This is a genomic window from Microbulbifer maximicatervae (SeqCode) (assembly GCF_052468155.1).
This window is the reverse complement of the sequence record NZ_CP174335.1, coordinates 2,017,585-2,042,836: the sequence shown is the minus strand read 5'-3', so window position 1 is coordinate 2,042,836 and position 25,252 is coordinate 2,017,585. Positions and strand designations below refer to the sequence as shown.

Genomic DNA, 25,252 nt, shown 5'->3' with positions numbered 1-25,252 from the left:
TGGCGTCTCACCAGAAGTAATGGCGATTATTCATCAGGGGCATAATCAAAAGCCATTAAGCAGCGGTACAAAGAGCGAGCAAAATCACCACTCCCATCATCAACATATACACCATGAGATGGCGAGCATGTCAGCTGATAAAGTTGCTGAAAGTACAGATCATGATCACCATACCGAAGGTAATTGGCAGTCGGACTGCAAGTTTGGTATTGCAAAGCCAAGTTCCGAAGTAACATTTTTATCTACCCCTTATCTATCTAGCCTGTCAAAAACACGCTATATCCAGCAGCGACACTTGGCTGAGGAAGTAATCGCCAGCCTACATCGCAAACAGCAGCAGCGCGCTCCTCCCTTCTCAGCCTCTTTATCCACAATTTAAATCTTTGCTCTTCATCTTTTGGGCTCGTTTACGCCTGCCTCAATGATGGAGCCAGTAAGGCATTTGATATAAGCAAATCAGTATGCTCGTAGATACTACCAATCTAGTATCAGAGCACCTGTGCCTGCCGTTATATCGTCTGCGTTACAGCATCTAAATTATTTTTTCGGCGCGCTATATAGCGTACCGACAGGATACCTATACATGAAAATTACTCGAAAGCTGCTCATCTCCTTAACACTTATTGCTATCAGTAGTGCGCCTCATGCTAAAGGCCAAGATCATCATTCCCAGTCAATTGAGGAGATTGTAGTTACAGCTGATATCGACAATTCTCTATCTGCACACTCTGCAAGTGAAGCAATTCATAACCTTCAGCGTGTTCCAGGGGGAGTTGACTTGGTTCGTGCCGAAGACTATTTAGTTGAGTTTACGCAGAGTATTGGTGACGCGCTGAAGTTCACACCCGGTGTCTTCGCAGACACTTCAGCACAGCGTGATAACCGAATTTCTATTCGGGGATCCGCTGCGAATGCTACTTATGAGCGCCGAGGAATTACTGTATTGCGTGATGGAGTACCGATTTCACGTGCTAGTGGCAGCACCGAGTATCAAGAAATAGACCCACTATCTATTGACTATATCGAGATCTATAAAGGATCAAACGGCCTTCGCTATGGTGCAGCTTCACTGGGAGGTGCAATCAATGTGGTAACACCGACGGGAGCTACGTCAAAAACTGGTAGTAATATAAGGTTGGAAGGCGGATCATTCGATACATACCGAACCAGTATTAACACTAAAGGAAGAATTGACGCTTTTGATTATTACGGTGCGGTAACCAAACTAAATAGTAGTGGATTTAGAGAACATTCCGAAGTCGACAGTATTTATAGCTTTGGTAATGTTGGCTACAAATTTAGTGACAACTTAGAAACTCGCTTTTTCCTAACCGCATTGCAAGACAATTTTGAGCTGGCTGGCTCTTTGACACACGACCAAGCACTAAGCAATCCTGACATGTCGCCAGAATCAAATATTGAACGCGATATGGATCGAAACCTTGATGTATTTCGCTTATCAAATCGAACAGTTTTTGCACTGGATTCGCTCACTATTGAAGCCGGGGCTTGGCTAGCATCAAGATATTTGGATCACGCTATAACACCATATGCCGGCATCATTGAGCAAAGCGGAATGGAGTTTGGTATATCTACTGATATTACTGGTGATTTCCAACTGGATATCACTGATATTTCCTGGGTTATAGGTATAACCCATGCTGAAAGTAACAATGAGTCAGAACTGTTTGCGTACTCTGAGGGCCCTTTTAGCCCAACACCAACTGCCGAGAAGGGGGATTTATCAAGTAAAGATGATCGGAATGCGACGAATACTGTCATCTATGGACAGCTAGACTTTTCCCCAAGCGAGTCACTTAACCTAATCGCAGGAGCTCAATATATTAGTAGCATCAGAGAAAACAAAAATATCTTTAACTCTGACCCCGCTCAGGATACGGGTGGACCGAAAGATGACACCGGTAAGTTGAGCTTCGAGAAATTCAATGGGCGCCTTGGTGTTATTTATACCCTACAAGATGAAAATCAGCTATACGCTAATGTGAGTGAAGGTTATGAGCCACCAGGGATAACTGATCTAACTTCGGGCGGAGCGGATCCATTTACAATTCTTGATGCACAGGAGTCATTGACTTTTGAGGTTGGGTCTCGCGGGCAGAAAGGTATTGTAAGCTGGGACGCATCTATTTATCACAGTGAAATTAGCAACGAATTTGTAGACGTTGGGCAGTCCGGGTTTAGCGGCGAAACAACAAGTACAGAAAACGCAAGAGGTAACACACTACACAAAGGTGTCGAGCTTGGTTTCGATATACGAATAAATAAGAATATTCTCTGGCGGAACATCTATAACTATAACGACTTTAGCTTTGATAATGATCCGGATAGAGGGGATAACAAGTTACCTGGAATACCTCAATCAATCTATGCCAGCGAATTAAAATACTCGAGCAATGACAGGTGGTATGCAGGCATTAACTTGCGACATATTGCCAACGGAGCCTACGTTGACTTCGCCAACACTGAAAGAACTGCGGGATATGAATTAATTGGCATTATTGCCGGTATCTCGATAAACGAAGCGATCGACTTATTTGCATCTGCGGAAAACCTAACCGACGAAAAATATATCTCAAATGTGTCAACAGTATCAGATCTTAGTATGGCTTCCAGTAATTCAGTTTTTACTCCAGGTCAAGGTCGCGCCTTCTATGTTGGTATCAGCACTAACTTTTAATAGCCCCCTCACAGTAAGAAATACATAAGCGAGGTAGCTTGATGAAACTGCAATTCATTAGATGGCACAGATTCCTAACCTGGATAGCTTTTTTTGGTGTTGTAACTTGGTCTTTGTCTGGAATATCCCATCCAATAATGGCTTGGTTTGGTCCGCAAGCCAAAAATACAATGCCACCCACGTTTCAAGCCAGTACAGAAACCTTATATAAACTTGAAAAAATTGTTGATAAGCTGCCTATCGAAAGGGCGGCTATCGCTAAAGTTGTTCCTTCAAGTGAGGGTAATCTACTGCAGATTACAGAAGCTGATAACAGCCCAAGGCGTTATTTCAACCTTGAAACTGGAAGTGAGTTGTTTGATCATGATATAGCACAAGCAAAGTGGCTCACCTCTCATTACTTGGACTTACCACAAGAAAATATTATTGATGTTAAATTCAAGGAGAGCTTTAGCGCTGATTACCCGCGAGTTAATCGCCTGCTACCAGTTTATGAAGTGACCATTGCCGTCGACGATAATTTACTCAAAGCTTTTATCTACACCGAAACAGGTGCCTTAGCTGCTTTAAACAATAGCTTTAAAGCCAAAACGCAAATGTTTTTCAGAGCGCTACATACCTGGAGCTGGCTAGATACTACCGGCCATGGGCGTGTGCTCACTGTTGCACTATTTATGTTGACGCTTCTAGTGATAGCCTCAACGGGACTCTATCTGATTTTTGCACTCCCCAGCCGCAAAATTCCCAAGTCTAATCGACGCTGGCATCGCCGCCTCGGCTACCTACTTTGGCTGCCATTACTTGGCTGGTCAGCAAGCGGGTTTTACCACTTATTACAGGCAGAATACATACAGCCCATTTCAGGCTTGCGACTGCTTGAACCTGTGCAACTGGAAAGCTTTGCAGTTACGGAAAGAGAGATGGCTCAGTGGCGGCATAGCATAGAGAGTAGCATTCCTAAGAAAGCGCATTTAAATGCTATTTCGCTCAATCAGTCCATCGATAAAAAGCCATTTTATCGACTTGGGATTAGCATTCCGATTGAAGAGTCAATGTCCAATTACCAACAGCGTAAAGCACGCTTTAGCGGACTGCCTCTGGAAAGCTCATCAGCTTTAATCAACGCTCAAACAGGGGAGAAAGAGTCGATTAAAGACCAGGACTTGGCCAAAGAACTAGCTCTACAGTTCATCCAATCTAATGGCAATACAATCGACAATATTAAAATTGATGAAATCAAGCTGGTCACACACTTTGGGCCAAACTATGACTTCCGCAATAAACGGTTACCGGTTTGGCAGGTCGACTTGAATGACCCAGCCAATAGCAGGTATTTTGTTGACCCAGTAACAGGTATTTTAGTTGACCAAAATCGAAAGATTGACCGGTTGGAATCACTTTCATTCTCACTGCTTCACAAGTGGAATTTTTTACGTCCATTAATAGGAGCTGAAAAGCGTGACATATTGATTGTAATTACATTACTCGCCTTAGTTGCAATGTCCTGCTTTGGATTGGCTATTTATTTAGCACGCAGAAAGCCAAGAGCTAGGAGGGTTGGTTCCAGCCTACCCCCTCAGGAAGCGTCTGGCTACATTAAAGCCTCGAATTAGAACTAGCCTTTTTCTCAGGCAAAACTCTCGGTCAAGAGCAGCCCCTGCGCCCAGGATCTACCCTTGACTGAGAGACTTATAGGGCAGAATAACCTAAAGGCTATACACGCCCCCTTTTAAGCTCAAGTGTTAACCACAATTATCGATAAAGATGTTTTTACTGTCTCGAACTGACTTTTATCTTAGCTAAAAGTTTCTACAACAGCTTATTTTCCACATGCAACCTTGACACCAACGAGCACTAAATCGTGTTCATTGCCGATCTGGCGAGACTCTCTAACTCGGCAAAAGCCGCCGCCAAGACCAACATAAGGCCCTCTAAAGTAAATAGCGGCTATTGAGCCCAGGGTTAAGCACACACAACTTAAAGCACACCCTGGCGAGCACATCTGCACAGTCGGCGAGCCTTTACGATGCGGAAAACTCTGATAGATCACCATACATGTAATATCCACCATTCAGAATCGAAAACGAAAGGAGCTGATTAACACAGCAAATAAGCAGGGTAATAGAAAGTCTGAAACTAGCCCACGTGTACGATGGTAATACAGAGAAACTGGTTAATTGATAGTGGGAAAAAAGGAGAAGTGGTGGGTCGTGCTGGATTCGAACCAGCGACCAATTGGTTAAAAGCCAACTGCTCTACCAACTGAGCTAACGACCCCCAGGATGGTTGGACTAACTTGGTAATGGTCCAACTTGGGTTGTTTTTACCTTCGCGCAGAAGTGTAAAAACTAGGTGGGCTGCCTTGGGCATCCCTGTCGAAAATGGTGGGTCGTGCTGGATTCGAACCAGCGACCAATTGGTTAAAAGCCAACTGCTCTACCGACTGAGCTAACGACCCTTTTCGATGCCTCGTTGTGAGGAGCTGCGTATCTTACGGATCTATTTCGAAAAGACAATACCTAACTCAAAAAAAAATCTAACAAATTTAAGGAGTTAGGTATTTGTTCAAAAAATTGGCGCCAGCGGCCAATTAAGGTGCGTAGACCGTGGGGTCCTCCAGGCCGGCCTCTGTGAAGCCGGCAGCCCTCAGGCGGCAACTGTCGCAGCGACGGCAGGCAGCGCCATCTGGCAAGGCTTGGTAGCAGGACACAGTTAAACTGTAGTCCACCCCTAAGCGGGTTCCTTCGGTAACAATATCCGCCTTGCTCATGTCCATCAGCGGCGCACGTATAGACAGCTTATTGCCCTCGACACCGGCTCTGGTCGCCAGGTTGGCCATCTTCTCGTAGGCCTCAATATATTCCGGGCGGCAATCCGGATAGCCGGAGTAGTCCACGGCGTTCACACCCACAAAAATATCCTGGGCGCCCAGCACCTCTGCCCAGCCCAGGGCAATAGATAGGAATACCGTGTTTCGCGCCGGCACATAGGTCACCGGAATACCGGAGGTTTCCTCTTCGGGTACTTCGATAGAGTCATCGGTCAACGCCGATCCGCCGATTGAGCGCAGGTCGAGCTTAACCACCTTGTGCTCAACGGCCCCCAAGTCCTTCGCCACCTTCTGCGCAGCCAATAGTTCTGCCTCGTGACGCTGGCCATAATCGAAGCCCAAGGCGTAACACTCGTAGCCCTCAGCGCGAGCCATGGCCAGTACGGTGGCTGAGTCCAGGCCTCCGGATAGCAAGATTACTGCTTTCTTTGCTGTCATTTTTTCCTCTTTTCTTGATGTGGCGCAGCGGCGATTTATACGCCTGGGATGTCGCCCCACAACAGCTTGTGCATTTGCATCTGCATACGCACCGGTAACCCATCCTCCAGTATCCATTCAGCTAGCTGGCGCGGCTGCAGCTGCTCGTAACTGGGGGAGAAAAGCACTTCTCCAACCCGCTCAGGTATGCGGTACTGATCCAGGGTGAATCGAGCCCAGTCGTAATCCCCGCGATCACAGATCACAAACTTGATCTGGTCCTGGCGAGTGAGTACTTGCATATTCTCCATACGGTTGCGGTGCTGCTCCCCGGAGGCCGGCGTTTTCAGGTCGACTACTCTCGATACCCGCTCATCCACTTTATCCACAGGCATTGCGCCACTGGTCTCGAGGGACACCGCATAGCCCGCATCGCAAAGCGCCTTCATCAGGGGGAAACAATTGGGCTGGGCCAGGGGCTCACCACCGGTAACGCACACATGGCGAGCGGGATGGCTTTGCACCTGCTGCAAAATCTGCTCCAGCGTCATGCGCTCGCCGCCGTAAAAGGCGTACTCGGAGTCGCAATAGGTACAGCGTAACGGGCAGCCCGTCAGGCGCACAAACACCGTAGGAAGGCCACTCTCTCGCGCCTCTCCTTGGAGGGAGTAGAAAATTTCACTGATTCTGAGTGATTCTTTGGAAAGATCGGTCATACACACCCAACACAAAAACGCCCGAGTGGCACATGCCACCCGGGCGCGGGATCATAGGCTTTTTCTGCTCAAAAAACCAGCGATGGCAGTCAGTAGCGATTGGATGCTACTGGAAGTTCTCCTGTAGATACTTCTTCGCCAGGTTCGACGCTCTGGCGTCACTGGCTGCCACCTGCTCCAGCAGGTTGCGGGCTTTTTGTTGGTCGCCCAGCTGGTGATAAACAGTACCCAGCTTGTAGCGGCCATCCCAGACTTTACTGGAATTCGGGTAACCGTCGAGGAGGGCTACGAACCACTCCCGAGCCTCTTCCAGGTTGCCTTGAACCAGTGCAATCTCACCCAGCCAGTAATTCGCATTCGGGGCGTACTGACCATTGGGGAAGTCCTGCAACAGGCTTTTGAACTCTTCACTGGCGCCGCCGTAATCGCCATTGCGGGCCAAGCCAAAGCTGGCCTGATAGCGGTCGCGCTCGCTCTTGCCGTCTTTCGGGCCCTGGGGTTTAGGCGGCATTGCTGAGCCCCCCTGCCCTTGCATTGACGAAGCACCGCCTTCAGCGGTAGACGGCGGCTGAGCCGCTGGCTCTGTACCACTCAGGCGCGCAATACGCCGGTCCAGATCCATATAATCTTCGGTGCGCTGCTGTTTGAGACGCTTGATCTCATGGCGCAACTCTTCAACTGTGCCACGCAACTCCCGCACTTCCTGCTGCAAAACCTGCATTTGATAGTAGGCTTCGGCCTGGGGGTTGCCCTGGGCTCGGGGTGGTGACATACCGGCGCGGGCGAGCTGGGTCGGAGCACTGCTATCCGCTTCATCGGTATAAGTAATGGTCGACTGGTCCTGGCTTTTAGAAGACAGGTCTACAATCGGGGCCTGGGAAAATACCGGCGATGCCGCAGTCATTACTGCTGCGGCGATCGCTAGTTTTCTAATCGTTAAAGCCATTGGCATCCATTTTTACGATTAGTTAATAACAACGCGACGGTTCATCGCACGGGCAGATTCGTTAGAACCCATTTGAGCCGGACGCTCTTCACCGTAGCTGATTACTTCCAGGTTAGCTGCGTCTACGCCTTGCAGTACCAAAAAGTCGCGAACGGCATTGGCACGACGCTCACCCAGAGCCAGGTTGTACTCGCGAGTACCCAGTTCGTCAGCGTGGCCTTCCAGGCGAACAGAACCGGCGGCAGCGCGCATACGGTCAGCGTGACGGATCAGCAGTTCACGGGTTTCGGGCTTCAACAGAGACTGGTCGAAATCGAAGTAAACTACGTTTTCAAGAGGTGCCACTGTCTCGGTTGGGGTAGTCTCAAAATCAGTGGTTTCAACCACAGTTTGATCTGCCTGATCTACAGTTTCCCCAGTGCTGTCGCTAGTATTAGTGTTACTACAACCAGCCATTACTGCCAATACACAGGCTAACCCGAGGCCTGTTTTTACTGATTTCAACATAAGCTACTCCGCTTTATATATAGTGTTATCGAAAATCCTGAAAGATTTCTACTTGCTCTAATTCACACCCTTCGCTTAAGCGCGTCGGGCATCCCCGCCTTATTCAAAGTACGGCGACCAGGCCGGTTCACGGACATCACCCCTCTGAGAGGGCAGGTTGTACTTCACCCCAGCATCCAGCGACACCGCTGCCAGAATACCTTTATCCCCACGTTTGGTAGCGTACATCAACATGGCCCCATTCGGCGCGATACTAGGGGATTCGTCCAGCGTAGTTTCCGTAAGGACACGCACTCTGCCCGAGTTGATATCCATCGTAGCGATGGTAAATACGCCCCTATTACGATGCACCATCACCAGTGTCTTTCCATCGGGAGAGACACGGGGCCGCGCATTGTAATCGCCATCGAAGGTTAAGCGGTCGACTTGACCAGTGGCAAGAGTCAATTGGTAAATTTGTGGCTTCCCTCCCCTATCGGAGGTGAAAACCAGTGATTTACCATCTGGCATCCAGTTCGGCTCGGTATCAATGGAGAAGTGCCTTGTCATTCTTGTCAGCTTATTACTGACCAGATCCAGCACGTAGATCTCCGGGTTGCCGTCCTTGGAGAGCACCATCGCCAGTTTGGTTCCATCCGGGGACCAGGTCGGCGAACTGTTGATGCCCTTGAAGTTAGTTAATTGCTTGCGCGCACCAGTGCGCAGGTTCTCGCGGAAAATTGCCGGGCGCCCGGTTTCAAAGGAGACGTAGGCGAGCTCCTGGCCATTGGGGGACCACATGGGAGACATCACCGGCGCGCTGAAACGGCGGATCTGCTTGGCGCGAGCACCATCGATATCTGCACGCATCAGCAGATAGCTGGGCTTGCCGCCACGAGTCTCTTCCTGCACGTACACCATTTCCGTGGAGAAGGCACCGCGAATACCGGTGATAGCTTCAAAGATCTCATCGGCGGCGCGGTGGGCGATATCCCGCAGCTGGGTCTGGCCGCCGCGCACTTGCTTGGTGAACATTTTGTGCTGGCCGAAAACATTGACCAGATCAAAAGTGAGCAGGTAACCGGTGGCCTGCGGCTCAATGCGGCCGGTCACAATATACTCAGTGCCGAGGATACGCCAGTCGCGGAATACCACGTCTTCCGGGGCCTTGGGGAAAGACAGCATGTCCTCCTTGGGCACAGGGGAGAAAAGGCCACTGCGGCGAAGGTCTGAGGAAATAATCCCGGAAACATCTTCCGCCAGTACCCCGCCACCAGACCAGCTGAATGGGGACACGGCGATCGGTGTGGGGTCATCGATACCGCTGGTGATATCCACCACCAGCTGGGCTCGGGCCCCCAGGCTCACCGAGGCGATTGCAATAATGACGACTGTCTTCAGTAAACTCTTGATCATTGGCGCAGATCTTCGACTTTAAAGTTCAAAATAGTTGTACGGACTTTCCGCTCAAATACTACTGGTTCCTCCCGGGCCAGGTCGGCCACTTTGGGAAATACCTCCACTTTTTTGATAGCGGTCAGTACCGAGCGATCCAGGGCGGCATTACCACTGCCCTCGACGATATTAGCTGCCACCACCCGGCCTGTGGGGACAAAGTTTATTTTTACCTTGGTAAGCATACCGTTTCGGGCACTGGGTGGGCGACTCCATACCGCCTCAATTTGCTGCTGAATTGCCTGCCCCACTGACATTACTGCCACCTCGGCCTCATTCGCATCCAGTAGCTCCTCTTCATCCTGAAGAGCTTCATCAAAGGAACTCTGGCGCTCTTGTGCCAATTTCTCCTTTAACTCTTTTTCCTTGCGCGCCTTCTCTTGCTGTTCTTTTTCGCGACGGGCTTTTTCTGCCTGTGCCTTCCGGTCAGCCTCGGCTTTCGCCTTGCGTTTCTTTTCCGCTTCGAGCTTTTTCTTCTGCTCCAGGGCTGCGCGGCGCTTACGTTCGACCTCAGCCTTACGCTTTTGCTCCGCAGCGCGATCAGCACGCTGTTTTACTTTATCGACCTTTTTCGGCAGTTTCTTCTTCGGTGTTGCCGCTTCAATCGTCACCAGCTTGGCCTGCACAAACTTTGGCATCGGTTTGCGCTCGGGCATACTGCTGGCTTCCCAGCCGTAGGTCATGGCAACTATCAACGCCCCGTGTAACACGAGGCTGATGATAATCGCCAATGCATAAAAGCCTTTATTCACCGGCACCCTACCCCTGAGGTGGCTCTGTCACCAGGCCGACGCTGGGCGCTCCCGCCTGCTGCAGTTCGGTCATGGCATTGACGATCAGGCCATAGCGAGCCTCGGTGTCACCCCACACCAAAACCGGAGTTCCCGGCTTTTGGCGCAATACCTTAGCGACCGTTTGTTTAATCTCTTCGAGCGGCTTGGCGCTCTTCTCGTCAGTCCCCAGATTTAGGTAATAGGTGCCATCGGAGCGTACCGAAATAATCAGCGGCTCCTCATCGGTTTCCTCCATCGGCGCCGAGGGCGCGTTTGGAAGGTCGACTTTGACCCCCTGCATCAACAATGGTGCCGTGACCATAAAGACAATTAGCAGCACCAGCATTACATCAATGTAGGGCACCACATTGATCTCGGAGACCAGCTTCTTTTTGGTTCCCTTGCGAAACACACTCATAGGGTTCGCCTATTCACTACTCAGCCGGAATGCACTTTGCGGTGCAGGATAGAGGAAAACTCCTCGGCGAAAGTTTCGTAGCTGGACAACAGCGACTCCGCTTTGGCGGAATAGCGGTTAAAAGCCATCACCGCAGGAATTGCTGCAAACAGGCCCATAGCGGTAGCCACCAACGCTTCACTGATACCGGGTGCGACCGTGGCAATAGTGGCCTGGTGCATAGTGGCGAGACCACGGAAGGAATTCATAATCCCCCAAACGGTGCCAAACAGGCCGATATAGGGGCTGACAGAGCCTACGGTTGCCAGGAATGGTAGATTCATTTCCACCTTTTCCTGCTCCCGGGACATAGCCACACGCATGGCCCGCTCAGTGCCTTCCATCACCGCTTCAGGGCCGCTGCTGCCCTGTTGGCGCAGGCGGGTAAACTCGGTAAAGCCAGCGCGAAAAAGGGACTCAACACCATCAGTCTTGCCTTTTTCCGCTCGCTCGTTACCTTCGCGGAAGAGTTTGTTCAGGTCGGCGCCGGACCAAAAGCGGCGCTCGAAATTGTTCAGGGAGCGCTTGGCCTGGGACAGGTAGAGTCCGCGCTGGATAATCATCACCCAGGACACCACAGAGGCCAGTAACAGCAGCAGCATTACTAACTGTACCAACAGGCTGGCGTTCTGGATTAGCCCCCAAAGAGAAAGTTGTTCACCGGCGTTCATCTTCTTAAATAACTGCCTTTAATGCTGAATAAATAGGTTCCGGCAGGGCACAGGGCCTGCGGCTGTCGTCAGCGACACAAGCAACTTTGACCACACCTTCGCAAATTAGCTCATCGCCGCGCCAGATTTTTTGCTCAAAAGTCACTGCGGCCCGCCCCAGTTTGCCAATCGAGGCCGTAGCGCGCAATGCATCATCAAGAAGTGCGGACTTTCGATACTGAATCTCGGCGGAGTGCACCACCAGTAACAGACCCTGTTCTGGCATCGCCGGCTTATCATACCCGAGGGAGCGCAGCAGTTCTGTGCGCGCGCGCTCCATATACTTCAAATAATTGACGTAATAAACGATACCACCTGCGTCGGTATCCTCGATATAAACCCGCAGCGGGATACTGAAAACTTCCTTCACCCCATCCTCTCTCTACTTATTATCTGGCTTCGGCAAGCCGAAGTGCTCGTAGGCCAGGCCGGTTGCCACTCGCCCTCGCGGTGTGCGGGCGATATAACCCTGCTGAATCAAGTAGGGCTCTAATACATCTTCCAGGGTATCCCGCTCTTCACTGACTGCTGCAGCGAGACTGTCCACCCCCACCGGTCCACCATCGAACTTCTCGATCATGGCCAATAGCATACGGCGATCCAGCTGGTCGAAACCACGGGAATCCACATTGAGCATGTTGAGGGCGGCATCGGCAATGCCGGAATCCACGGCACCATCACCTTTAACTTCGGCGTAATCACGCACGCGGCGCAGCAGGCGGTTGGCTATTCGGGGGGTACCCCGAGCGCGACGGGCAACTTCGAGAGCACCACCTTCATCCATCTCCACTCCCATCAGGCCAGCGGAGCGACGGACAATACTGGTGAGATCCTCAACGTTATAGAACTCAAGCCGCTGGACGATGCCGAAGCGATCCCGCAGTGGCGAGGTAAGCAGGCCTGCCCTTGTGGTGGCGCCCACCAATGTGAAGGGTGGCAGGTCCAGCTTAATCGAACGCGCCGCAGGTCCTTCGCCGATCATAATATCCAGCTGGTAATCTTCCATCGCCGGATACAGTACCTCTTCTACATGGGGGCTGAGGCGGTGAATCTCATCGATAAACAGCACATCCCCCGGCTCCAGGTTAGTCATCAACGCAGCCAGATCGCCAGCCTTCTCCAGTACCGGGCCCGAGGTGGTCTTAATGGCCACCCCCATTTCGGCGGCGATGATATTTGCCAGGGTGGTTTTACCCAGCCCCGGCGGGCCGAATACCAGGGTGTGATCCAGGGCCTCTTTGCGCAGCTTGGCAGCCTGAATAAAGATCTCCATTTGCTCCCGCACCACTGGCTGACCCACATAATCATCCAGGGTTTTGGGGCGCACGGCGCGGTCGTACTGCTCTTCCTGGCCCGAGGGGCCCACGGGCTCCGGTGCCACCAAACGGTCGGCTTCGATCATTGCAACAACTCCAGGGCCTCAGATTAAGCGGGGGCCATTCCCTTAAGGGCCAGGCGAATCAAAGTCGCACTATCGGCATCCGGCCGCTCCTTGCTGGCGCGGGCCACCATTTTACTGGCTTCAGTGGGCTTGTAACCCAGAGCCGCCAGGGCGCTCTCCGCTTCACCGGTGTGATCCACCTTGGGCTCGGCAGCAGCGGCCATCAGGGGGATATCGTTGGCGTCGCCAAAATCCGGGGTCAATTTATCCCTCAGCTCCACGATCAGGCGCTCAGCAGTCTTTTTACCGACGCCAGGGACTTTGACCAGCGCCGCTACATTATCCTCCGACACACAGCGGGCCAGGGCAGCGCCGTCCAGCCCGGATAAAATAGCCAGGGCCATCTTGGGACCCACTCCACTCACCTTGATCAGGGTGCGAAACAATTTGCGGTCCCCATCGCGAATAAAGCCATACAACTGCTGGGCCGTTTCGGACACTGCCAAATGGGTGTGCAACTGTACCGGCTGCCCCAATGCGGGCAGCTCAAAAATCGTGGTCATGGGTGCGAGCACTTCATAGCCCACCCCCTGTACATCCACCAACAACAGGGGCGGCTGCACTGCGGCCAGGGTACCGCTCAATCTTCCAATCATGTGTTATTCCAGGTTTATATTGTCTGCGCCCTTTATGGGGCCAATTCTACCAGCCGATCACACGCTCAGGCGGCCGCGACGAAAACGACTGCGCGCACCGCCAGCGGTAAATACCAGGGTTTGCTCGGTATGCATATGACACAGAGCCACGGCCAGCGCATCGGCGGCATCCTCCTGGGGCGACGCAGGTAGGGACAGCAGGGTTTTCACCATGTGCTGGACCTGCAATTTATCCGCTCCACCGTTGCCGACCACTGCCTGCTTCACTTTGCGAGCTTCATATTCGGCTACTGCCAGACCACTATTTGCCCCTGCCACAATAGCTGCCCCCCGGGCCTGTCCCAATTTCAGGGCGGAGCCGGCGCTCTTGGACATAAAAACATTTTCAATTGCCATCTGAGCAGGCTGGTATTGCTGGGCGATCTGGCTCACTGCATCAAAAATCAGTTTGAGGCGCTCAGGCAGGCCACCTTCGGGAATACGAATCACCCCGCTGGCCACATAGCGAGCCTTGCCCCGCTCCACATCGATAATTCCATAGCCCGTTTTTCGCGAGCCGGGGTCAATACCCAGGATTCGGGTCAAAAGGCAGCTCCCCAAATATCTGTATGTTTATATAGTGGTGGGAGTGTCCCAAGGTGAACAGGAAGCGTCAAGGGAGGGGGAGTAAGAAGGGCTTGAAAAGATAAAAAACCAGAGGCGGGACAGTAGCCGCCTCCAGTTACGGAACCGGCTTTAGCCCAGCTCCTCCATCACCTCTGCCGGAATATCCGCATTGGTGTAAACGTTTTGCACATCATCCAAGTCTTCCAGCATCTCGATCAGAGCGAGTACTTTTTCAGCACCGTCTTTATCCAGCGGAATCGTGGTGGACGGAATCATGGCAATTTCAGCACTGTCCGGGGTAAAACCAGCTGCAACCAGGGCGTCCTTAACCGTCAGGTAGTCCTGGAATTCAGTGGTAACTTCAACACTGCCGTCATCGTTGGATTCGATATCCTCAGCCCCGGCTTCGAGAGCTGCGTCCATCAACGCATCTTCATCCACTCCGGTCTCGTAGAACATCTGACCTTTGCGGGTAAACAGATAGCTAACGGAACCGTCGGTACCCAGGTTGCCACCGCGCTTGGTGAAGGCGTGACGCACTTCAGCCACGGTGCGGTTGCGGTTGTCAGTCAGGCACTCCACCAGGACCGCTACACCACCAACGCCGTAGCCCTCGTAAACTACGGCTTCGTAGTTTTCACCATCCGCATTGCCGGCGCCACGGGCGATAGCTTTGTCGATGGTGTCGCGCTTCATATTGGCGCCCAAAGCCTTATCGATAGTGGCGCGCAGCGCCGGGTTATCGTCCGGGTTTGGACCCGATTTGGCGGCTACCGTCAACTCGCGAATGATCTTGGTAAAGACCTTGCCCCGCTTGGCATCCTGAGCTGCTTTGCGGTGCTTAATATTGGCCCATTTACTATGTCCGGCCATTTTCCGTCTCTCTTCAGTCAGTGCGTAGGATGAGCCAAAGAGCGAAGCGAATCGCCCATCACTACGATTGGATGGGCCCGCTTCGCTCGGCCCATCGGGGAAAAATCAGCTGATTTTTTCTTCTTTTTGTCGCAGGCGAATACTCAGCTCACGCAGTTGTTTCGCATCTACAGCACCCGGGGCATCTGTCATCACACAGGCGGCGCTCTGGGTTTTCGGGAAAGCGATAACATCGCGAATTGAGTCACTGCCGGTCATCAACATCACCAGACGATCCAGGCCAAAGGCCAGGCCACCATGGGGCGGCGCACCGTATTTAAGTGCATCCAGCAGGAAGCCAAACTTCTCGCGCTGCTCTTCAGCATCGATACCCAGGATGCGGAATACCGCTTCCTGCATCATCTGGTCGTGGATACGAACAGAACCACCGCCCAGCTCAGTGCCGTTAAGCACCATATCGTAAGCGCGGGAAAGTGCTTCGAGCGGATTCTTTTCCAACTCTTCCGGGGTACAGGAAGGCGCAGTAAAGGGGTGGTGCAACGCAGTCAGGCTGCCATCGTCATTTTCTTCAAACATCGGGAAGGCGACAACCCATAGCGGCGCCCACTCGCTGGTGTACAGATCCAGGTCTTCACCCAGCTTGCAGCGCAATGCACCCAGGGCTTCGGAGACAATCTTGGCCTTGTCCGAGCCGAAGAAAAGAACGTCACCGTCTTCCGCTTGCAGGCGATCGAGAATAGCTGCACGAGTTTCAAGCGGCAGGAATTTAACGATTGGCGACTGCAGACCATTTTCCAGGTCAGAGCGATCGTTAACCTTGATGTACGCCAGGCCCTTGGCGCCATAAATACCGACAAATTTGCCGTAATCGTCCAGCTGCTTGCGGGTCAGTTTCTTACAACCGCCAGGTACTTTAATCGCGGCAACACGTCCCTTCGGATCATTGGCCGGCCCAGAGAATACCTTGAAGTCCACCTCGGTCATCAGGTCCTTGATCTCCACCATCTCCAGCGGAATACGCAGGTCCGGCTTGTCGGAACCGTAGCGCAGCATCGCCTGGTAGTGGGTCATGCGCGGGAATTCACCCAGATCAACACCCTTAAGCTCTTTAAACAGCTTGCGAACCATATTCTCGGTGATCGACATGATTTCCTCTTCGTCGAGGAAGGAGGTCTCAATATCGATCTGGGTAAATTCAGGTTGGCGATCAGCGCGCAAATCCTCATCGCGGAAACACTTGGCGATTTGGTAGTAGCGATCGAAACCGGAAACCATCAGCAACTGCTTAAACAGCTGTGGTGACTGTGGCAGGGCGAAGAACTTGCCCTCGTGAGTGCGACTCGGCACCAGGTAATCCCGGGCACCTTCTGGGGTGGCGCGGGTCAGGATTGGGGTCTCGATATCGAGGAAGCCGTGCTCATCCAGGTAATTGCGGATTGCGGTAGTCAGCTTGGAACGGAAATACAGGTTGTTCTGCATTTCGTTGCGGCGCAGATCCAGATAGCGGTATTTCAAGCGGATATCTTCACCCACCTCGGTGTGCTCATCCAGCTGGAAAGGCACTGTCTCAGCAGTATTGAGGATCTCCAGCTCTGTGCCGTAAACCTCAACTTCACCGGTCACCATATTGGGATTCACGGCCTCTGGGGCACGGGCGCGCACACGACCTGTCACTTTAAGCACATATTCGCTGCGCACGCGATCGGCCATCTCGAAGTGTTCGGCCGCATCGGGGTCGAACACCACCTGTACAATTCCCTCGCGGTCGCGCAGGTCGATAAAAATCACTCCGCCGTGATCGCGGCGGCGGTCGACCCAGCCACAGAGGGTTACTACGCGGTCAATGTCCGCAGAACGAAGGACGCCACAGTAATCGCTGCGCATGGATGAAAATTCCCGTTATCGATAGGTGAAAAGATTAGTTAGAGGGTACACCGCACGGACAGCCCCGCACAGCTCGCCTAGGCCGTCTTTGCCGCCGCTGTGCCAGACTTGTCGCTTTTGGCCTTACCACTGTTGGCAGAGTCACCGCCAGCGAGGTTTTTCTTGCTACCAGTTTTAAAATCAGTCTCATACCAACCGGCGCCCTTCAGGCGAAATCCAGCCGCTGAGATTTTCTTGCGCAGCTCGGCCTTCTCGCAAGCTGGGCAGTCTTTGAGCGGGTCATCGCTCATCCGCTGCAAAGCTTCCATTTCATGGCCGCAGGCATTGCACTGGTATTCATATATCGGCATTACACAGTACCTGGTGCTTAAAAAAAGGGGGAGAGAGTATACATGAGGCCTACAGAGGTAAGAAGCTGCACGGGTCTTTTCCCTGGGTAAAGCGTCCCATAAAGGCAACGTGAGGCTAAAAAATGTAAAAAAAGCACTATTTTTCTAGTATTTCTTCGTGCGGCCGAACAAAAACTATATATACTTCCCCCATCACCCGCTGAGACACCCGTAACGGATGCAGCGCAGCGGGAGAAAAAACACACTTTTACCGGATATATACCGAACAACAAAGAAGGAAGTAAGCCATGGCTGTCTCCAAGAAAGCTGCTACTAAAAAGGCCCCGGCAAAGAAAGCTGCGGCCAAAGCTGCACCGGCCAAGAAAGTAAAAGCAATCAAGGAAAAGTACACTAAGACTCAAGTACTTAATCAGATTGCAGAAAGCACTGAGCTGTCCCGCAAGCAGGTTCAATCTGTTCTGGACGAGCTGAACGATATCATCGAAGGCCACATCAAGAAGCGCGCAGTTGGCGAATTCACCCTGCCGGGCCTGATGAAAATCACCACCGTGAAAAAGCCAGCTAAGAAAGCTCGCAAGGGTATCAACCCGTTCACCGGTGAAGAGACTACCTTCAAGGCGAAGCCTGCCAGCATCCAGGTTAAAGTTCGCCCACTGAAGAAGCTGAAGGAAATGGCAGAGAACTAATACACTCTGTAAAGCCTCAGCTTAAAAACCCCGCTTATGCGGGGTTTTTTATTCACTCCCATTCCAAGCCAGTGCCCAGGCACCTGCTAAATAGATACCCCGGTATAGCAAAAGGCAATCCGCTTTGAGGCAATACTGCCCCCAGGCAATATTTATTGCCCAGCGAATAGCGTAAAATAGCCAGCTTACCCGTAATAGAATCCATATAATTCCTATGCGCGCATCTCGTTATCTCATCGCAACCCAAAAAGAAACTCCCAACGACGCAGTGGTGATCAGCCATCAGCTGATGCTGCGTGCCGGCATGATCCGCCGTCTGTCTTCAGGTCTCTACACCTGGCTGCCCACCGGGTTGCGGGTGTTGCGCAAAGTCGAGCGCATTGTTCGCGAAGAGATGGACCGCGCTGGCTCCCTGGAAGTACTGATGCCGGTCGTGCAGCCGGCAGAGCTTTGGGAAGAGTCCGGCCGCTGGCAGCAGTACGGCCCCGAACTCCTGCGCATCAAGGATCGCCACAACAATGACTTCTGCCTGGGCCCGACCCACGAGGAAGTCATCACCGATCTGATCCGCAGTGAAATCAATAGCTATAAGCAGTTGCCCGCCAATTTCTACCAGGTGCAGACTAAATTCCGCGATGAAATCCGTCCGCGCTTTGGCGTAATGCGCGCGCGCGAATTCACCATGAAGGATGCTTACTCCTTCCACGTGAACGAGGATTCCCTGCAGGAAACCTACGATATTATGCACGGCGCCTACTGCCAGATTTTTGAGCGCATTGGCCTGGACTACCGTCCAGTGCTGGCAGACACCGGTTCAATCGGTGGTTCCAGCTCTCACGAATTCCACGTGCTGGCGCAGAGCGGCGAAGACGATATCGCCTTCTCCACAGAATCCCGCTACGCCGCCAATGTCGAATTGGCAGAAGCGGTTGCCCCAGCTGGCGAGCGCCCTGCTCCGTCGCAGGAAATGCAGGAAGTTCATACGCCGAACCAAAAAACCATCGTCGATGTCAGCGAGTTTTTGAAAAGTGATCCCGCCCACTCAGTAAAAACCCTGATTGTTCTGGGCGAGTGCGAAGAGGGTGAAACCGCTCCATTAATTGCCCTGGTACTGCGTGGCGATCACGAGCTGAACGAATTAAAAGCAGAGAAGCTGGCTGGAATCGCCAGCCCTATTCAGTTCGCCTCGGAAGAGCGCATCGCCGAAGAACTCAGTTGCAACATTGGCTCCCTGGGCCCGGTGGGCATAAAGATCGAGACTGTTGTGGATCGCTCTGCAGCGCACCTGGCAGACTTTATCTGCGGCGCCAATCGCGATGACTACCACTTAACCGGTGTGAACTGGGGTCGCGATGTGGAGTTGGGCCGCGTCGAAGACCTGCGCAATGTAGTGGCAGGCGACGCCAGTCCCGATGGCCAGGGCACCCTGGAAATCAAACGGGGCATCGAGGTCGGCCACATTTTCCAGTTAGGCGACAAATACAGCCGCGCTATGAATGCCACAGTACTGGATGAAAACGGTAAAGAGCAGGTTATGTCCATGGGCTGCTATGGCATCGGCGTTTCCCGTATCGTTGCTGCGGCCATTGAGCAGAACCACGACGACTCAGGGATTATCTGGCCCACTGCGATTGCACCTTTCCAGCTGGCGATTGTGCCAATCAATATGCACAAGAGCGATGTGGTAAGGGAAAAGTGCGAGCACCTGTATGAGTCCCTGCGCAGCAAGGGTATTGATGTATTGCTGATGGACGAAGCCAAAGCGCGACTGGGTGCTATGCTCGCCGATGTGGAGCTGATCGGTATTCCCCACCGCATTGTTATCGGCGATCGCGGCCTGGAAAAAGGTGTGGTGGAATATAAAGGTCGCGGAGATGCGGAAAGCCAGGAGTTTGCCGTATCCCAGCTCGAAGAAGTGTTATTGGAAAAATTTAATCAATAATTGTCGAGCCGCCCGGTCTGCCCCCAAGCAGGCCGGGACCTCTTACGGCAAAAGTGCTTTTTATCGGCGGCGTCACAAAATCACGCTGCCCATTTTGCCGGGCTTTTCGTAGAATCACCCCATGATAAAAAAAGCCACCGCCCTCTTGTTGCTCTGCCTTACCTGCTGTGCCGCCCAGGCTCAAAGCAGTAGAGCCGAGATCGACCCGGAGTTGCGCCTCGCCCTGCAGGACGCAGTTACCCAGGCCGACAGCTTTGTGGACCGCTTCGATGCGGAAGTGTGGCTAATGTCTAAATCCCAGCCTCTGTCCCGCTATATCAAAGATCCCAAGCGGCGGATGCACGTACTGAAAGCAGTCCACCGGGAGGCAACTCGGGCCGGGCTGCGCCCGGAAATTGTATTGGCGGTTATCCAGATTGAGAGTGCTTTTGACCCCTATGCGATATCCCGCGTTGGCGCTCTGGGTATGATGCAGGTAATGCCATTCTGGAAAAATGAAATCGGTCGACCCGACGATAACCTGATCGATATGGACACCAATCTAAGGTACGGCTGTACCATTCTTAAACACTACATCAAGAAAGCCAAAGGCAATCTAGCCAACGCCCTCGCCTATTACAATGGTAGCTACGGCCGCCATACTTATAGCAGCAAGGTCCTGGATGCCTGGGCCGAGCGCTGGAGATAAACGATGACCGCCGGCTACTTATTTTTCTCCGGCGGTGCATGCGCTCTTCTTTTATTGGCGGCAACCAAGGTTGCTATACATCACTACCGGCTTGTTGCCGGGCGCTGCTTACTGGCCCTGCTGATAGCCGTGATCTGCTATTTACTCTGGCCCATCCTGCCACAACTGAGTGGACCTACTGCGCTCTTGCTTAACCTGCCAATTACTCTGATTCCCGCAATTTTTTGGCTGTTTACTCACCTGTTATGCCGCGAGGAAGAGCCTTTTCCCCTGTGGGGCTGGATTCCGATTGGTATTACCCTGGTCATCGGCATAGTCGCCTACCACGCACCATTGCCATTGACGTCAGATCAGCAATCCCCACTATTTACCCTTTCGCAGCTACTCAAACTCGGTTTAATCAGCCTCGGCCTACTGACACTACAACGACAGTTTCACCTGGACTTGGTCGCAGAGCGCCGACGCCTGCGCACAACCCTACTTATCGCCGTCGGCGCCTATATGCTGGTAGTAATTGGCGCAGAATCTATCTTTGCTTACCGCCCGCTTCCCAACGGTGTACCGACACTGCACGCACTATTTGCCAGCCTGTTGTCACTGGTTGCCTGCCTATGGTTGCTGGCCCTTTCCCCCAGCGCTCTGGGAGAATCCCTGCCGCGCCCGAAGAGGAGCGAGCCAGAGGAGGAAGAACAGCCTTTAGCTCCGCCACCTGAACTGGATGAACAACAGCAAACCCAGCTGCAAAAATTACAGGAACATATGCACAACGGTGGTTATCGCCATACCGGACTCACCATCAGGGAGCTCGCGGAGCAGTTGGATATTCGCGAACATGTGCTGCGTGTGCTGATTAATCGCCATCTGGGTTATCGCAATTTTAACGAATACCTAAATCAGTTTCGTATTGATGAGGCCAGCAACCGGTTGGCAGACCCGGAGCAGGCCCATTTGCCAGTACTCACCATTGCTCTGGACATCGGCTATCGCTCCTTGAGCCCATTTAACGCTGCTTTCAAGCGCCGTCACAGCCAAACCCCCACTGAGTACCGCCGGGAAAAGCTGCCCGCCTGAATCTCCTTTCCTGAAATAATCCGTCAGCATTTTTTCATATTCCGTAAGCCCGCAAAGTAAAAGGCTCCCAGACTGGGAGCGCGGTGAAAGCGATTTTCCCGCTGCGTGCCCGGCTCACCGAGACCCGATTTAACACCGGTGAGTCTCCCTTCAATAGAAGAATAATGATGGTGAGAATATGGATTTTTTAGTCGACATATCCCAGGACGGAGCCAAACATTTCCAGTTGAGTTTATTTCGCTATGTGCTGGCCGCTTCAGTAATGAGTATTTTGGCCGGCTGGCTATTTCGCTCCTGGATGAACCGGCGCCGTATCCAAAAGCGTCGTGCCGAATGGAAAGATATTCGGCGGGAGGTGAGTTATTCACTATTAACGGTGTGTATCTTTACCCTGGTAGGGGTTATTACCACCATGATGCACGATCTGGGACTGACCAAATTTTACTGGCAGTGGAGCGATTATCCACTCTGGTGGAGTATTGCCAGCCTGCCAGTGGTGATTTTGATCCATGACGCTTATTTTTACTGGACCCACCGAGGTATGCACCATCCCAAGGTGTTTAAACACTTCCACCGCCTACACCATCAGTCCAGAACACCCACGCCCTGGACGGCATACAGTTTTTCCGTAGGTGAAGCGATCCTGATGGGCGCTTTCTCTCCCCTAATTGCGCTGATACTGCCGCTTAATCCAACTATTTGGTTCACCTTTTTATTTATCAGTATCTTCCGCAACGCCATGCTGCACACTGGCCGCGAGTTCCACCCCCGCAGCTGGGTCGACGGCCCTATGGACAGGCTCACCACCACGACTCACCACGACTTGCACCACCAGCGCTTCCAGGGTAACTACGGCTTTTACTTCACTTGGTGGGATCGCTGGATGGGCACAGAATTTAAGGACTACAAGCAAGTCTTCCGGCAAGCAGTGGATGGGCAATTACACGGGGGAGAAAAAGAGGTGGAAATAGACAACAGCGCAGAAGAAGGCGTAAAAGCTCACGCTTAACCCACTCAAATTACTTAAATGGGTGCCGGGGTTCCCCCGGCTCCTTTCTACTAGCCGTAACAACCGTGTTAATGGCCATGCTGCAAAGGCAACCAGCGGGATTCTCGGTAACAGTAAAGTCCCCAGATCACAAAGACGACTTCGATAGCAAAAAGCACTAAATTGCGCTGGTCAAAACCACTGATAAATAACATTCCGTAGAGGCGCCCAAGAGCGAAGCCGATATAGGCGATAGACATCGCAGCGTAAGCAACCCTGCGGTGCGGGCGCATAGCCAAAGCCACCAGTAGAATCACCGCGATGGCCAACATAAACCCGCCATAAGTGGCCATAAACTCGGGCATGGCTTCGGGGGTATCAAATGAAAAATCCACTTCATCCGCTAGGCTCTGCGGTTTAAACAGGGCCCAGAGGCCGATAGAAGCAAAAACCAATAGATTGAGTGTCAAATAGACTCTTCCCAAATATTTCAATCGATTCTCCCCTCTAATTTCTGTTACTCACCCCTATACAAGGGGAACACCGCATTGGAGTACTGTCACAGTATATATGAGCCACACCCCGCCATACGCCGGAACAATTCACCAATTTGGTACAAAGCGATGGATTTATCAATATTTTCTTACTGGCAAATTGAGAATGTCTTTCCATAATTAGAATCCACAGCGCAACTCCGACCCACTCCAAAATAAGGGCCGCGCTTTTGAATACCACCACCTTCCTCAAGTCATTGGCGAAAGAGCCCCTGCTGTATTTTATTTCGATCGCCCTAATCCTATTGGGATTGGGAGAAATCCTGGAACCGCCTGCACAAGAGATTGTTATCAGCGAGGGGCGCGTCGAACATCTACGTTCGGTGTTTGAGCGCAAGTGGCACAGGTACCCCACTGATAGCGAGCTGGAGCAACTTATTGAGAATTACCTAAGAGAGGAAATACTTTACAGGGAAGCGCTTGCCCTGGGATTAGCCGAGAACGATACGGTAATCCGCCGCCGCCTACGAATGAAAATGGAACTTACGGCGCGTAATTTCGCTGACACTCAAGACCCTGGCGATCGAGTATTGGAGAAATTCCTTCAAGGTCAGGCTGATAAATACCAGAATCCCCCCACCCTATCTTTCCAACAACGATTTTTCTCAGTGGATCTGGCCTCATCAGATTCACGTGATTTTAACGACTTACTCATGCAGCTAAACAGCGGTCAGGCTTCGCCAATGATTGGGGACTCAACCCTACTACCAGCTGCTTTTATCGACACTTCAGAGCCACGAATAGACAGGCAATTTGGGCTGGGATTTTCCGCTCAATTGTCCAAGCTGCCTATTGGCAAGTGGAGTGGTCCAGTCCGCTCGACCTTCGGCAATCACCTGGTCCTCCTTGAGGAAATCAAGTCCACCCAGCTACCGGCATTGGCTGAAATACGCAGCCGCGTACTAAATGATTGGCAATTCCAGGCGCAAAAGAAGATTCTGCAGGAGCAGTATCTCCAGTACCGTAAAAACTACGAGGTCACTGTCCACAAGCCGGATAACTTCTCAGCCGAGGTTGCCGTCAAGTGATGCACATACGGCCACTCCTGTTCATTCTGCTCCTCAGCTCTACTCCAATACTATCTGCCCACGAACTGCGCCCGGCTTACCTGGGCATCACTCAAGTTGATGCACAATTATTTAAAGTACTTTGGCGATTGCCCGCACAAGGCAATCTTCGCCTCGCTCTGAATGTCCATTTGAACCAAGCTGCCTCTCCCCTAAGCCAACCCAGAGCGCAAATAAGTAAGGGCTACTACACAGAGCACTGGACCACCCATCACCCCAGGGAGCTACAACAGCTGTCGATTCATATCGATGGCCTACAGAGCACTATGACCTATGCGCTAGTGCGGATCTCCTGGTTAGATGGGCGTGAGCAAGTTATCCGACTGACACCAGACCAGCCAGAATGGACCCTTGACCAACCCGCCAGCGAGTTCCAAGTCGCCCAAACTTACTTTGTGCTGGGCGTTGAACATATTCTTCTCGGTGTCGATCACTTGCTGTTCATTTTGGCCCTGATCTTACTCAAACAAAGCCTTCGCCAGCTGATCGGCACTATCACTGCTTTCACTATCGCCCACAGTATTACCTTGGCAGCTGCCGTACTGGGCTATATCCATCTGCCATCAGCGCCAGTGGAGGCGATTATCGCCCTCAGTATTTTACTGGCAGCCAGAGAGGCTGTACGCCAGAGGCATGGTGTTTTCAGTTTGACCAGTCGCTATCCATGGGCAATTGCCTTTGCTTTTGGACTTTTACACGGTTTGGGTTTTGCCGGTGTACTGGGGGAAATTGGGCTTCCCCAGGGCGCTATTCCCCAGGCATTACTGACTTTTAATCTCGGTGTGGAAGTGGGGCAATTAGTATTTATCACCGCTGTTCTTGCAGCAATCAACTTGTATCAGAAGCTCCTTAAGCACAGGCCAGGGTATGCCATTCGGAACCGCGAACAATACTCTTTCGGGGAAGGCGGAGGTATCGGAATACCAGTCGCTACGGTGGTCGCGTATACGCTGGGGGGCACTGCCTGCTACTGGGTGATTGAGCGCAGCCTGCTTATTGTTTTCCCATAACAGAGAAC

General features: G+C 52.2%; 26 protein-coding genes and 2 tRNA genes. 10 read left to right on the top strand and 18 right to left on the bottom strand.

Features of this window, described 5'->3' with window-relative positions:
• Positions 1–19: 19 nt before the first annotated feature.
• The 3 genes from ACJJIY_RS08810 (at position 20) to ACJJIY_RS08800 (ending at position 4,311) form a co-directional block, all read left to right on the top strand.
• Positions 20–379 carry a hypothetical protein gene (locus ACJJIY_RS08810; RefSeq protein ID WP_445359428.1) on the top strand — a complete coding sequence of 120 codons (360 nt, stop codon included), beginning with the start codon at positions 20–22 and terminating at the stop codon, positions 377–379.
• Between the two features lie 204 nt (positions 380–583).
• Positions 584–2,698: a TonB-dependent receptor family protein gene (locus tag ACJJIY_RS08805; RefSeq protein WP_445359427.1), complete on the top strand. Its 2,115-nt coding sequence runs from the start codon at positions 584–586 to the stop codon at positions 2,696–2,698.
• 41 nt (positions 2,699–2,739) lie between these two features.
• Complete coding sequence (locus ACJJIY_RS08800) at positions 2,740–4,311, top strand: PepSY domain-containing protein (RefSeq protein WP_445359426.1); 1,572 nt, start codon at positions 2,740–2,742, stop codon at positions 4,309–4,311.
• 588 nt (positions 4,312–4,899) lie between these two features.
• Here ACJJIY_RS08800 and ACJJIY_RS08795 read toward each other — a convergent pair.
• The 17 genes from ACJJIY_RS08795 to ACJJIY_RS08715 form a co-directional block, all read right to left on the bottom strand.
• Positions 4,900–4,975 (bottom strand) — tRNA-Lys (locus ACJJIY_RS08795).
• Positions 4,976–5,080: 105 nt separating this feature from the next.
• Positions 5,081–5,156, bottom strand: a tRNA-Lys gene (locus ACJJIY_RS08790).
• A 132-nt stretch (positions 5,157–5,288) separates the two neighbouring features.
• Positions 5,289–5,966: a 7-cyano-7-deazaguanine synthase QueC gene (gene queC, locus ACJJIY_RS08785; protein ID WP_282934224.1), complete on the bottom strand. Its 678-nt coding sequence runs from the start codon at positions 5,964–5,966 to the stop codon at positions 5,289–5,291.
• Positions 5,967–6,001: 35 nt separating this feature from the next.
• Positions 6,002–6,661 carry a 7-carboxy-7-deazaguanine synthase QueE gene (gene queE, locus ACJJIY_RS08780; RefSeq protein WP_108731832.1) on the bottom strand — a complete coding sequence of 220 codons (660 nt, stop codon included), beginning with the start codon at positions 6,659–6,661 and terminating at the stop codon, positions 6,002–6,004.
• Between the two features lie 106 nt (positions 6,662–6,767).
• Positions 6,768–7,607 carry a tol-pal system protein YbgF gene (ybgF, locus tag ACJJIY_RS08775; RefSeq protein ID WP_445359425.1) on the bottom strand — a complete coding sequence of 280 codons (840 nt, stop codon included), beginning with the start codon at positions 7,605–7,607 and terminating at the stop codon, positions 6,768–6,770.
• Between the two features lie 18 nt (positions 7,608–7,625).
• A complete protein-coding gene (locus ACJJIY_RS08770) occupies positions 7,626–8,114 on the bottom strand; it encodes an OmpA family protein (RefSeq protein WP_444895168.1) in 489 nt (162 codons plus the stop codon).
• A gap of 99 nt (positions 8,115–8,213) precedes the next feature.
• The gene (gene tolB, locus ACJJIY_RS08765; RefSeq protein WP_444912140.1) at positions 8,214–9,509 is read right to left on the bottom strand and encodes a Tol-Pal system beta propeller repeat protein TolB; all 1,296 of its coding nucleotides are present in this window, start codon (positions 9,507–9,509) and stop codon (positions 8,214–8,216) included.
• Positions 9,506–10,300 (bottom strand): cell envelope integrity protein TolA, encoded by a 795-nt coding sequence (gene tolA, locus ACJJIY_RS08760; protein WP_445359424.1) that lies wholly within the window; start codon positions 10,298–10,300, stop codon positions 9,506–9,508. The genes tolB and tolA overlap by 4 nt, the downstream gene beginning before the upstream one ends.
• Positions 10,301–10,307: 7 nt before the next feature.
• The gene (tolR, locus tag ACJJIY_RS08755; RefSeq protein ID WP_444892812.1) at positions 10,308–10,739 is read right to left on the bottom strand and encodes a protein TolR; all 432 of its coding nucleotides are present in this window, start codon (positions 10,737–10,739) and stop codon (positions 10,308–10,310) included.
• Between the two features lie 20 nt (positions 10,740–10,759).
• Entirely contained in the window at positions 10,760–11,449 is a 690-nt protein-coding gene (gene tolQ / locus ACJJIY_RS08750; RefSeq protein WP_413664412.1) for a protein TolQ, read from the bottom strand.
• A 4-nt stretch (positions 11,450–11,453) separates the two neighbouring features.
• Positions 11,454–11,858, bottom strand: coding sequence for a tol-pal system-associated acyl-CoA thioesterase (gene ybgC / locus ACJJIY_RS08745; RefSeq protein WP_282934233.1), 405 nt, complete (start codon positions 11,856–11,858; stop codon positions 11,454–11,456).
• 12 nt (positions 11,859–11,870) lie between these two features.
• On the bottom strand, positions 11,871–12,890 hold the full coding sequence (ruvB, locus tag ACJJIY_RS08740; RefSeq protein ID WP_413664411.1) for a Holliday junction branch migration DNA helicase RuvB: 1,020 nt from the start codon (positions 12,888–12,890) through the stop codon (positions 11,871–11,873).
• A gap of 23 nt (positions 12,891–12,913) precedes the next feature.
• Complete coding sequence (ruvA, locus tag ACJJIY_RS08735) at positions 12,914–13,525, bottom strand: Holliday junction branch migration protein RuvA (RefSeq protein WP_445359423.1); 612 nt, start codon at positions 13,523–13,525, stop codon at positions 12,914–12,916.
• Positions 13,526–13,582: 57 nt separating this feature from the next.
• Complete coding sequence (gene ruvC / locus ACJJIY_RS08730) at positions 13,583–14,110, bottom strand: crossover junction endodeoxyribonuclease RuvC (RefSeq protein WP_445359422.1); 528 nt, start codon at positions 14,108–14,110, stop codon at positions 13,583–13,585.
• Between the two features lie 150 nt (positions 14,111–14,260).
• On the bottom strand, positions 14,261–15,004 hold the full coding sequence (locus tag ACJJIY_RS08725) for a YebC/PmpR family DNA-binding transcriptional regulator (RefSeq protein ID WP_282934236.1): 744 nt from the start codon (positions 15,002–15,004) through the stop codon (positions 14,261–14,263).
• Between the two features lie 105 nt (positions 15,005–15,109).
• On the bottom strand, positions 15,110–16,888 hold the full coding sequence (gene aspS / locus ACJJIY_RS08720) for an aspartate--tRNA ligase (RefSeq protein WP_445359421.1): 1,779 nt from the start codon (positions 16,886–16,888) through the stop codon (positions 15,110–15,112).
• A 77-nt stretch (positions 16,889–16,965) separates the two neighbouring features.
• Positions 16,966–17,238 (bottom strand): FmdB family zinc ribbon protein, encoded by a 273-nt coding sequence (locus ACJJIY_RS08715; RefSeq protein WP_282934238.1) that lies wholly within the window; start codon positions 17,236–17,238, stop codon positions 16,966–16,968.
• Between the two features lie 287 nt (positions 17,239–17,525).
• Between ACJJIY_RS08715 and ACJJIY_RS08710 the strand changes: the two genes are divergently transcribed.
• The 5 genes from ACJJIY_RS08710 to ACJJIY_RS08690 all read left to right on the top strand — a co-directional run bounded on the left by ACJJIY_RS08710 (position 17,526) and on the right by ACJJIY_RS08690 (position 22,634).
• Positions 17,526–17,924: an HU family DNA-binding protein gene (locus ACJJIY_RS08710; protein WP_282934239.1), complete on the top strand. Its 399-nt coding sequence runs from the start codon at positions 17,526–17,528 to the stop codon at positions 17,922–17,924.
• 214 nt (positions 17,925–18,138) lie between these two features.
• Positions 18,139–19,866, top strand: coding sequence for a proline--tRNA ligase (locus ACJJIY_RS08705; RefSeq protein WP_445359420.1), 1,728 nt, complete (start codon positions 18,139–18,141; stop codon positions 19,864–19,866).
• Between the two features lie 121 nt (positions 19,867–19,987).
• Entirely contained in the window at positions 19,988–20,554 is a 567-nt protein-coding gene (locus tag ACJJIY_RS08700; RefSeq protein WP_108731817.1) for a lytic transglycosylase domain-containing protein, read from the top strand.
• A gap of 3 nt (positions 20,555–20,557) precedes the next feature.
• Entirely contained in the window at positions 20,558–21,625 is a 1,068-nt protein-coding gene (locus tag ACJJIY_RS08695; RefSeq protein WP_413664408.1) for a helix-turn-helix transcriptional regulator, read from the top strand.
• Positions 21,626–21,803: 178 nt separating this feature from the next.
• Entirely contained in the window at positions 21,804–22,634 is an 831-nt protein-coding gene (locus ACJJIY_RS08690; RefSeq protein ID WP_445359419.1) for a sterol desaturase family protein, read from the top strand.
• Positions 22,635–22,702: 68 nt separating this feature from the next.
• Here the strand turns inward: ACJJIY_RS08690 and ACJJIY_RS08685 are convergent, their stop codons facing one another.
• Positions 22,703–23,107: a DUF4345 domain-containing protein gene (locus ACJJIY_RS08685; protein ID WP_444914740.1), complete on the bottom strand. Its 405-nt coding sequence runs from the start codon at positions 23,105–23,107 to the stop codon at positions 22,703–22,705.
• Between the two features lie 230 nt (positions 23,108–23,337).
• On the opposite strand from ACJJIY_RS08685, the gene ACJJIY_RS08680 reads away from it, so the two are divergent.
• Both ACJJIY_RS08680 and ACJJIY_RS08675 read left to right on the top strand, forming a co-directional pair.
• Entirely contained in the window at positions 23,338–24,195 is an 858-nt protein-coding gene (locus tag ACJJIY_RS08680; RefSeq protein ID WP_445359418.1) for a peptidylprolyl isomerase, read from the top strand.
• Positions 24,195–25,244: a HupE/UreJ family protein gene (locus ACJJIY_RS08675; protein ID WP_445359657.1), complete on the top strand. Its 1,050-nt coding sequence runs from the start codon at positions 24,195–24,197 to the stop codon at positions 25,242–25,244. The genes ACJJIY_RS08680 and ACJJIY_RS08675 overlap by 1 nt, the downstream gene beginning before the upstream one ends.
• Positions 25,245–25,252: the final 8 nt, after the last annotated feature.

Excerpts from the sequence above, each read along its gene's own strand:
- ruvB (WP_413664411.1), bottom strand. The coding sequence starts at position 12,890 with ATGATCGAAGCCGACCGTTTGGTGGCACCGGAGCCCGTGGGCCCCTCG.
- aspS (WP_445359421.1), bottom strand. The coding sequence starts at position 16,888 with ATGCGCAGCGATTACTGTGGCGTCCTTCGTTCTGCGGACATTGACCGC.
- ACJJIY_RS08700 (WP_108731817.1), top strand. The coding sequence starts at position 19,988 with ATGATAAAAAAAGCCACCGCCCTCTTGTTGCTCTGCCTTACCTGCTGT.
- ACJJIY_RS08710 (WP_282934239.1), top strand. The coding sequence starts at position 17,526 with ATGGCTGTCTCCAAGAAAGCTGCTACTAAAAAGGCCCCGGCAAAGAAA.
- ybgF (WP_445359425.1), bottom strand. The coding sequence starts at position 7,607 with ATGGCTTTAACGATTAGAAAACTAGCGATCGCCGCAGCAGTAATGACT.
- queC (WP_282934224.1), bottom strand. The coding sequence starts at position 5,966 with ATGACAGCAAAGAAAGCAGTAATCTTGCTATCCGGAGGCCTGGACTCA.
- ACJJIY_RS08770 (WP_444895168.1), bottom strand. The coding sequence starts at position 8,114 with ATGTTGAAATCAGTAAAAACAGGCCTCGGGTTAGCCTGTGTATTGGCA.
- ACJJIY_RS08800 (WP_445359426.1), top strand. The coding sequence starts at position 2,740 with ATGAAACTGCAATTCATTAGATGGCACAGATTCCTAACCTGGATAGCT.
- ACJJIY_RS08715 (WP_282934238.1), bottom strand. The coding sequence starts at position 17,238 with ATGCCGATATATGAATACCAGTGCAATGCCTGCGGCCATGAAATGGAA.
- tolQ (WP_413664412.1), bottom strand. The coding sequence starts at position 11,449 with ATGAACGCCGGTGAACAACTTTCTCTTTGGGGGCTAATCCAGAACGCC.
- tolR (WP_444892812.1), bottom strand. The coding sequence starts at position 10,739 with ATGAGTGTGTTTCGCAAGGGAACCAAAAAGAAGCTGGTCTCCGAGATC.
- ruvA (WP_445359423.1), bottom strand. The coding sequence starts at position 13,525 with ATGATTGGAAGATTGAGCGGTACCCTGGCCGCAGTGCAGCCGCCCCTG.
- tolB (WP_444912140.1), bottom strand. The coding sequence starts at position 9,509 with ATGATCAAGAGTTTACTGAAGACAGTCGTCATTATTGCAATCGCCTCG.
- queE (WP_108731832.1), bottom strand. The coding sequence starts at position 6,661 with ATGACCGATCTTTCCAAAGAATCACTCAGAATCAGTGAAATTTTCTAC.
- ACJJIY_RS08695 (WP_413664408.1), top strand. The coding sequence starts at position 20,558 with ATGACCGCCGGCTACTTATTTTTCTCCGGCGGTGCATGCGCTCTTCTT.
- ACJJIY_RS08675 (WP_445359657.1), top strand. The coding sequence starts at position 24,195 with ATGCACATACGGCCACTCCTGTTCATTCTGCTCCTCAGCTCTACTCCA.
- ACJJIY_RS08690 (WP_445359419.1), top strand. The coding sequence starts at position 21,804 with ATGGATTTTTTAGTCGACATATCCCAGGACGGAGCCAAACATTTCCAG.
- ACJJIY_RS08705 (WP_445359420.1), top strand. The coding sequence starts at position 18,139 with ATGCGCGCATCTCGTTATCTCATCGCAACCCAAAAAGAAACTCCCAAC.
- ACJJIY_RS08725 (WP_282934236.1), bottom strand. The coding sequence starts at position 15,004 with ATGGCCGGACATAGTAAATGGGCCAATATTAAGCACCGCAAAGCAGCT.
- ACJJIY_RS08805 (WP_445359427.1), top strand. The coding sequence starts at position 584 with ATGAAAATTACTCGAAAGCTGCTCATCTCCTTAACACTTATTGCTATC.
- ACJJIY_RS08810 (WP_445359428.1), top strand. The coding sequence starts at position 20 with ATGGCGATTATTCATCAGGGGCATAATCAAAAGCCATTAAGCAGCGGT.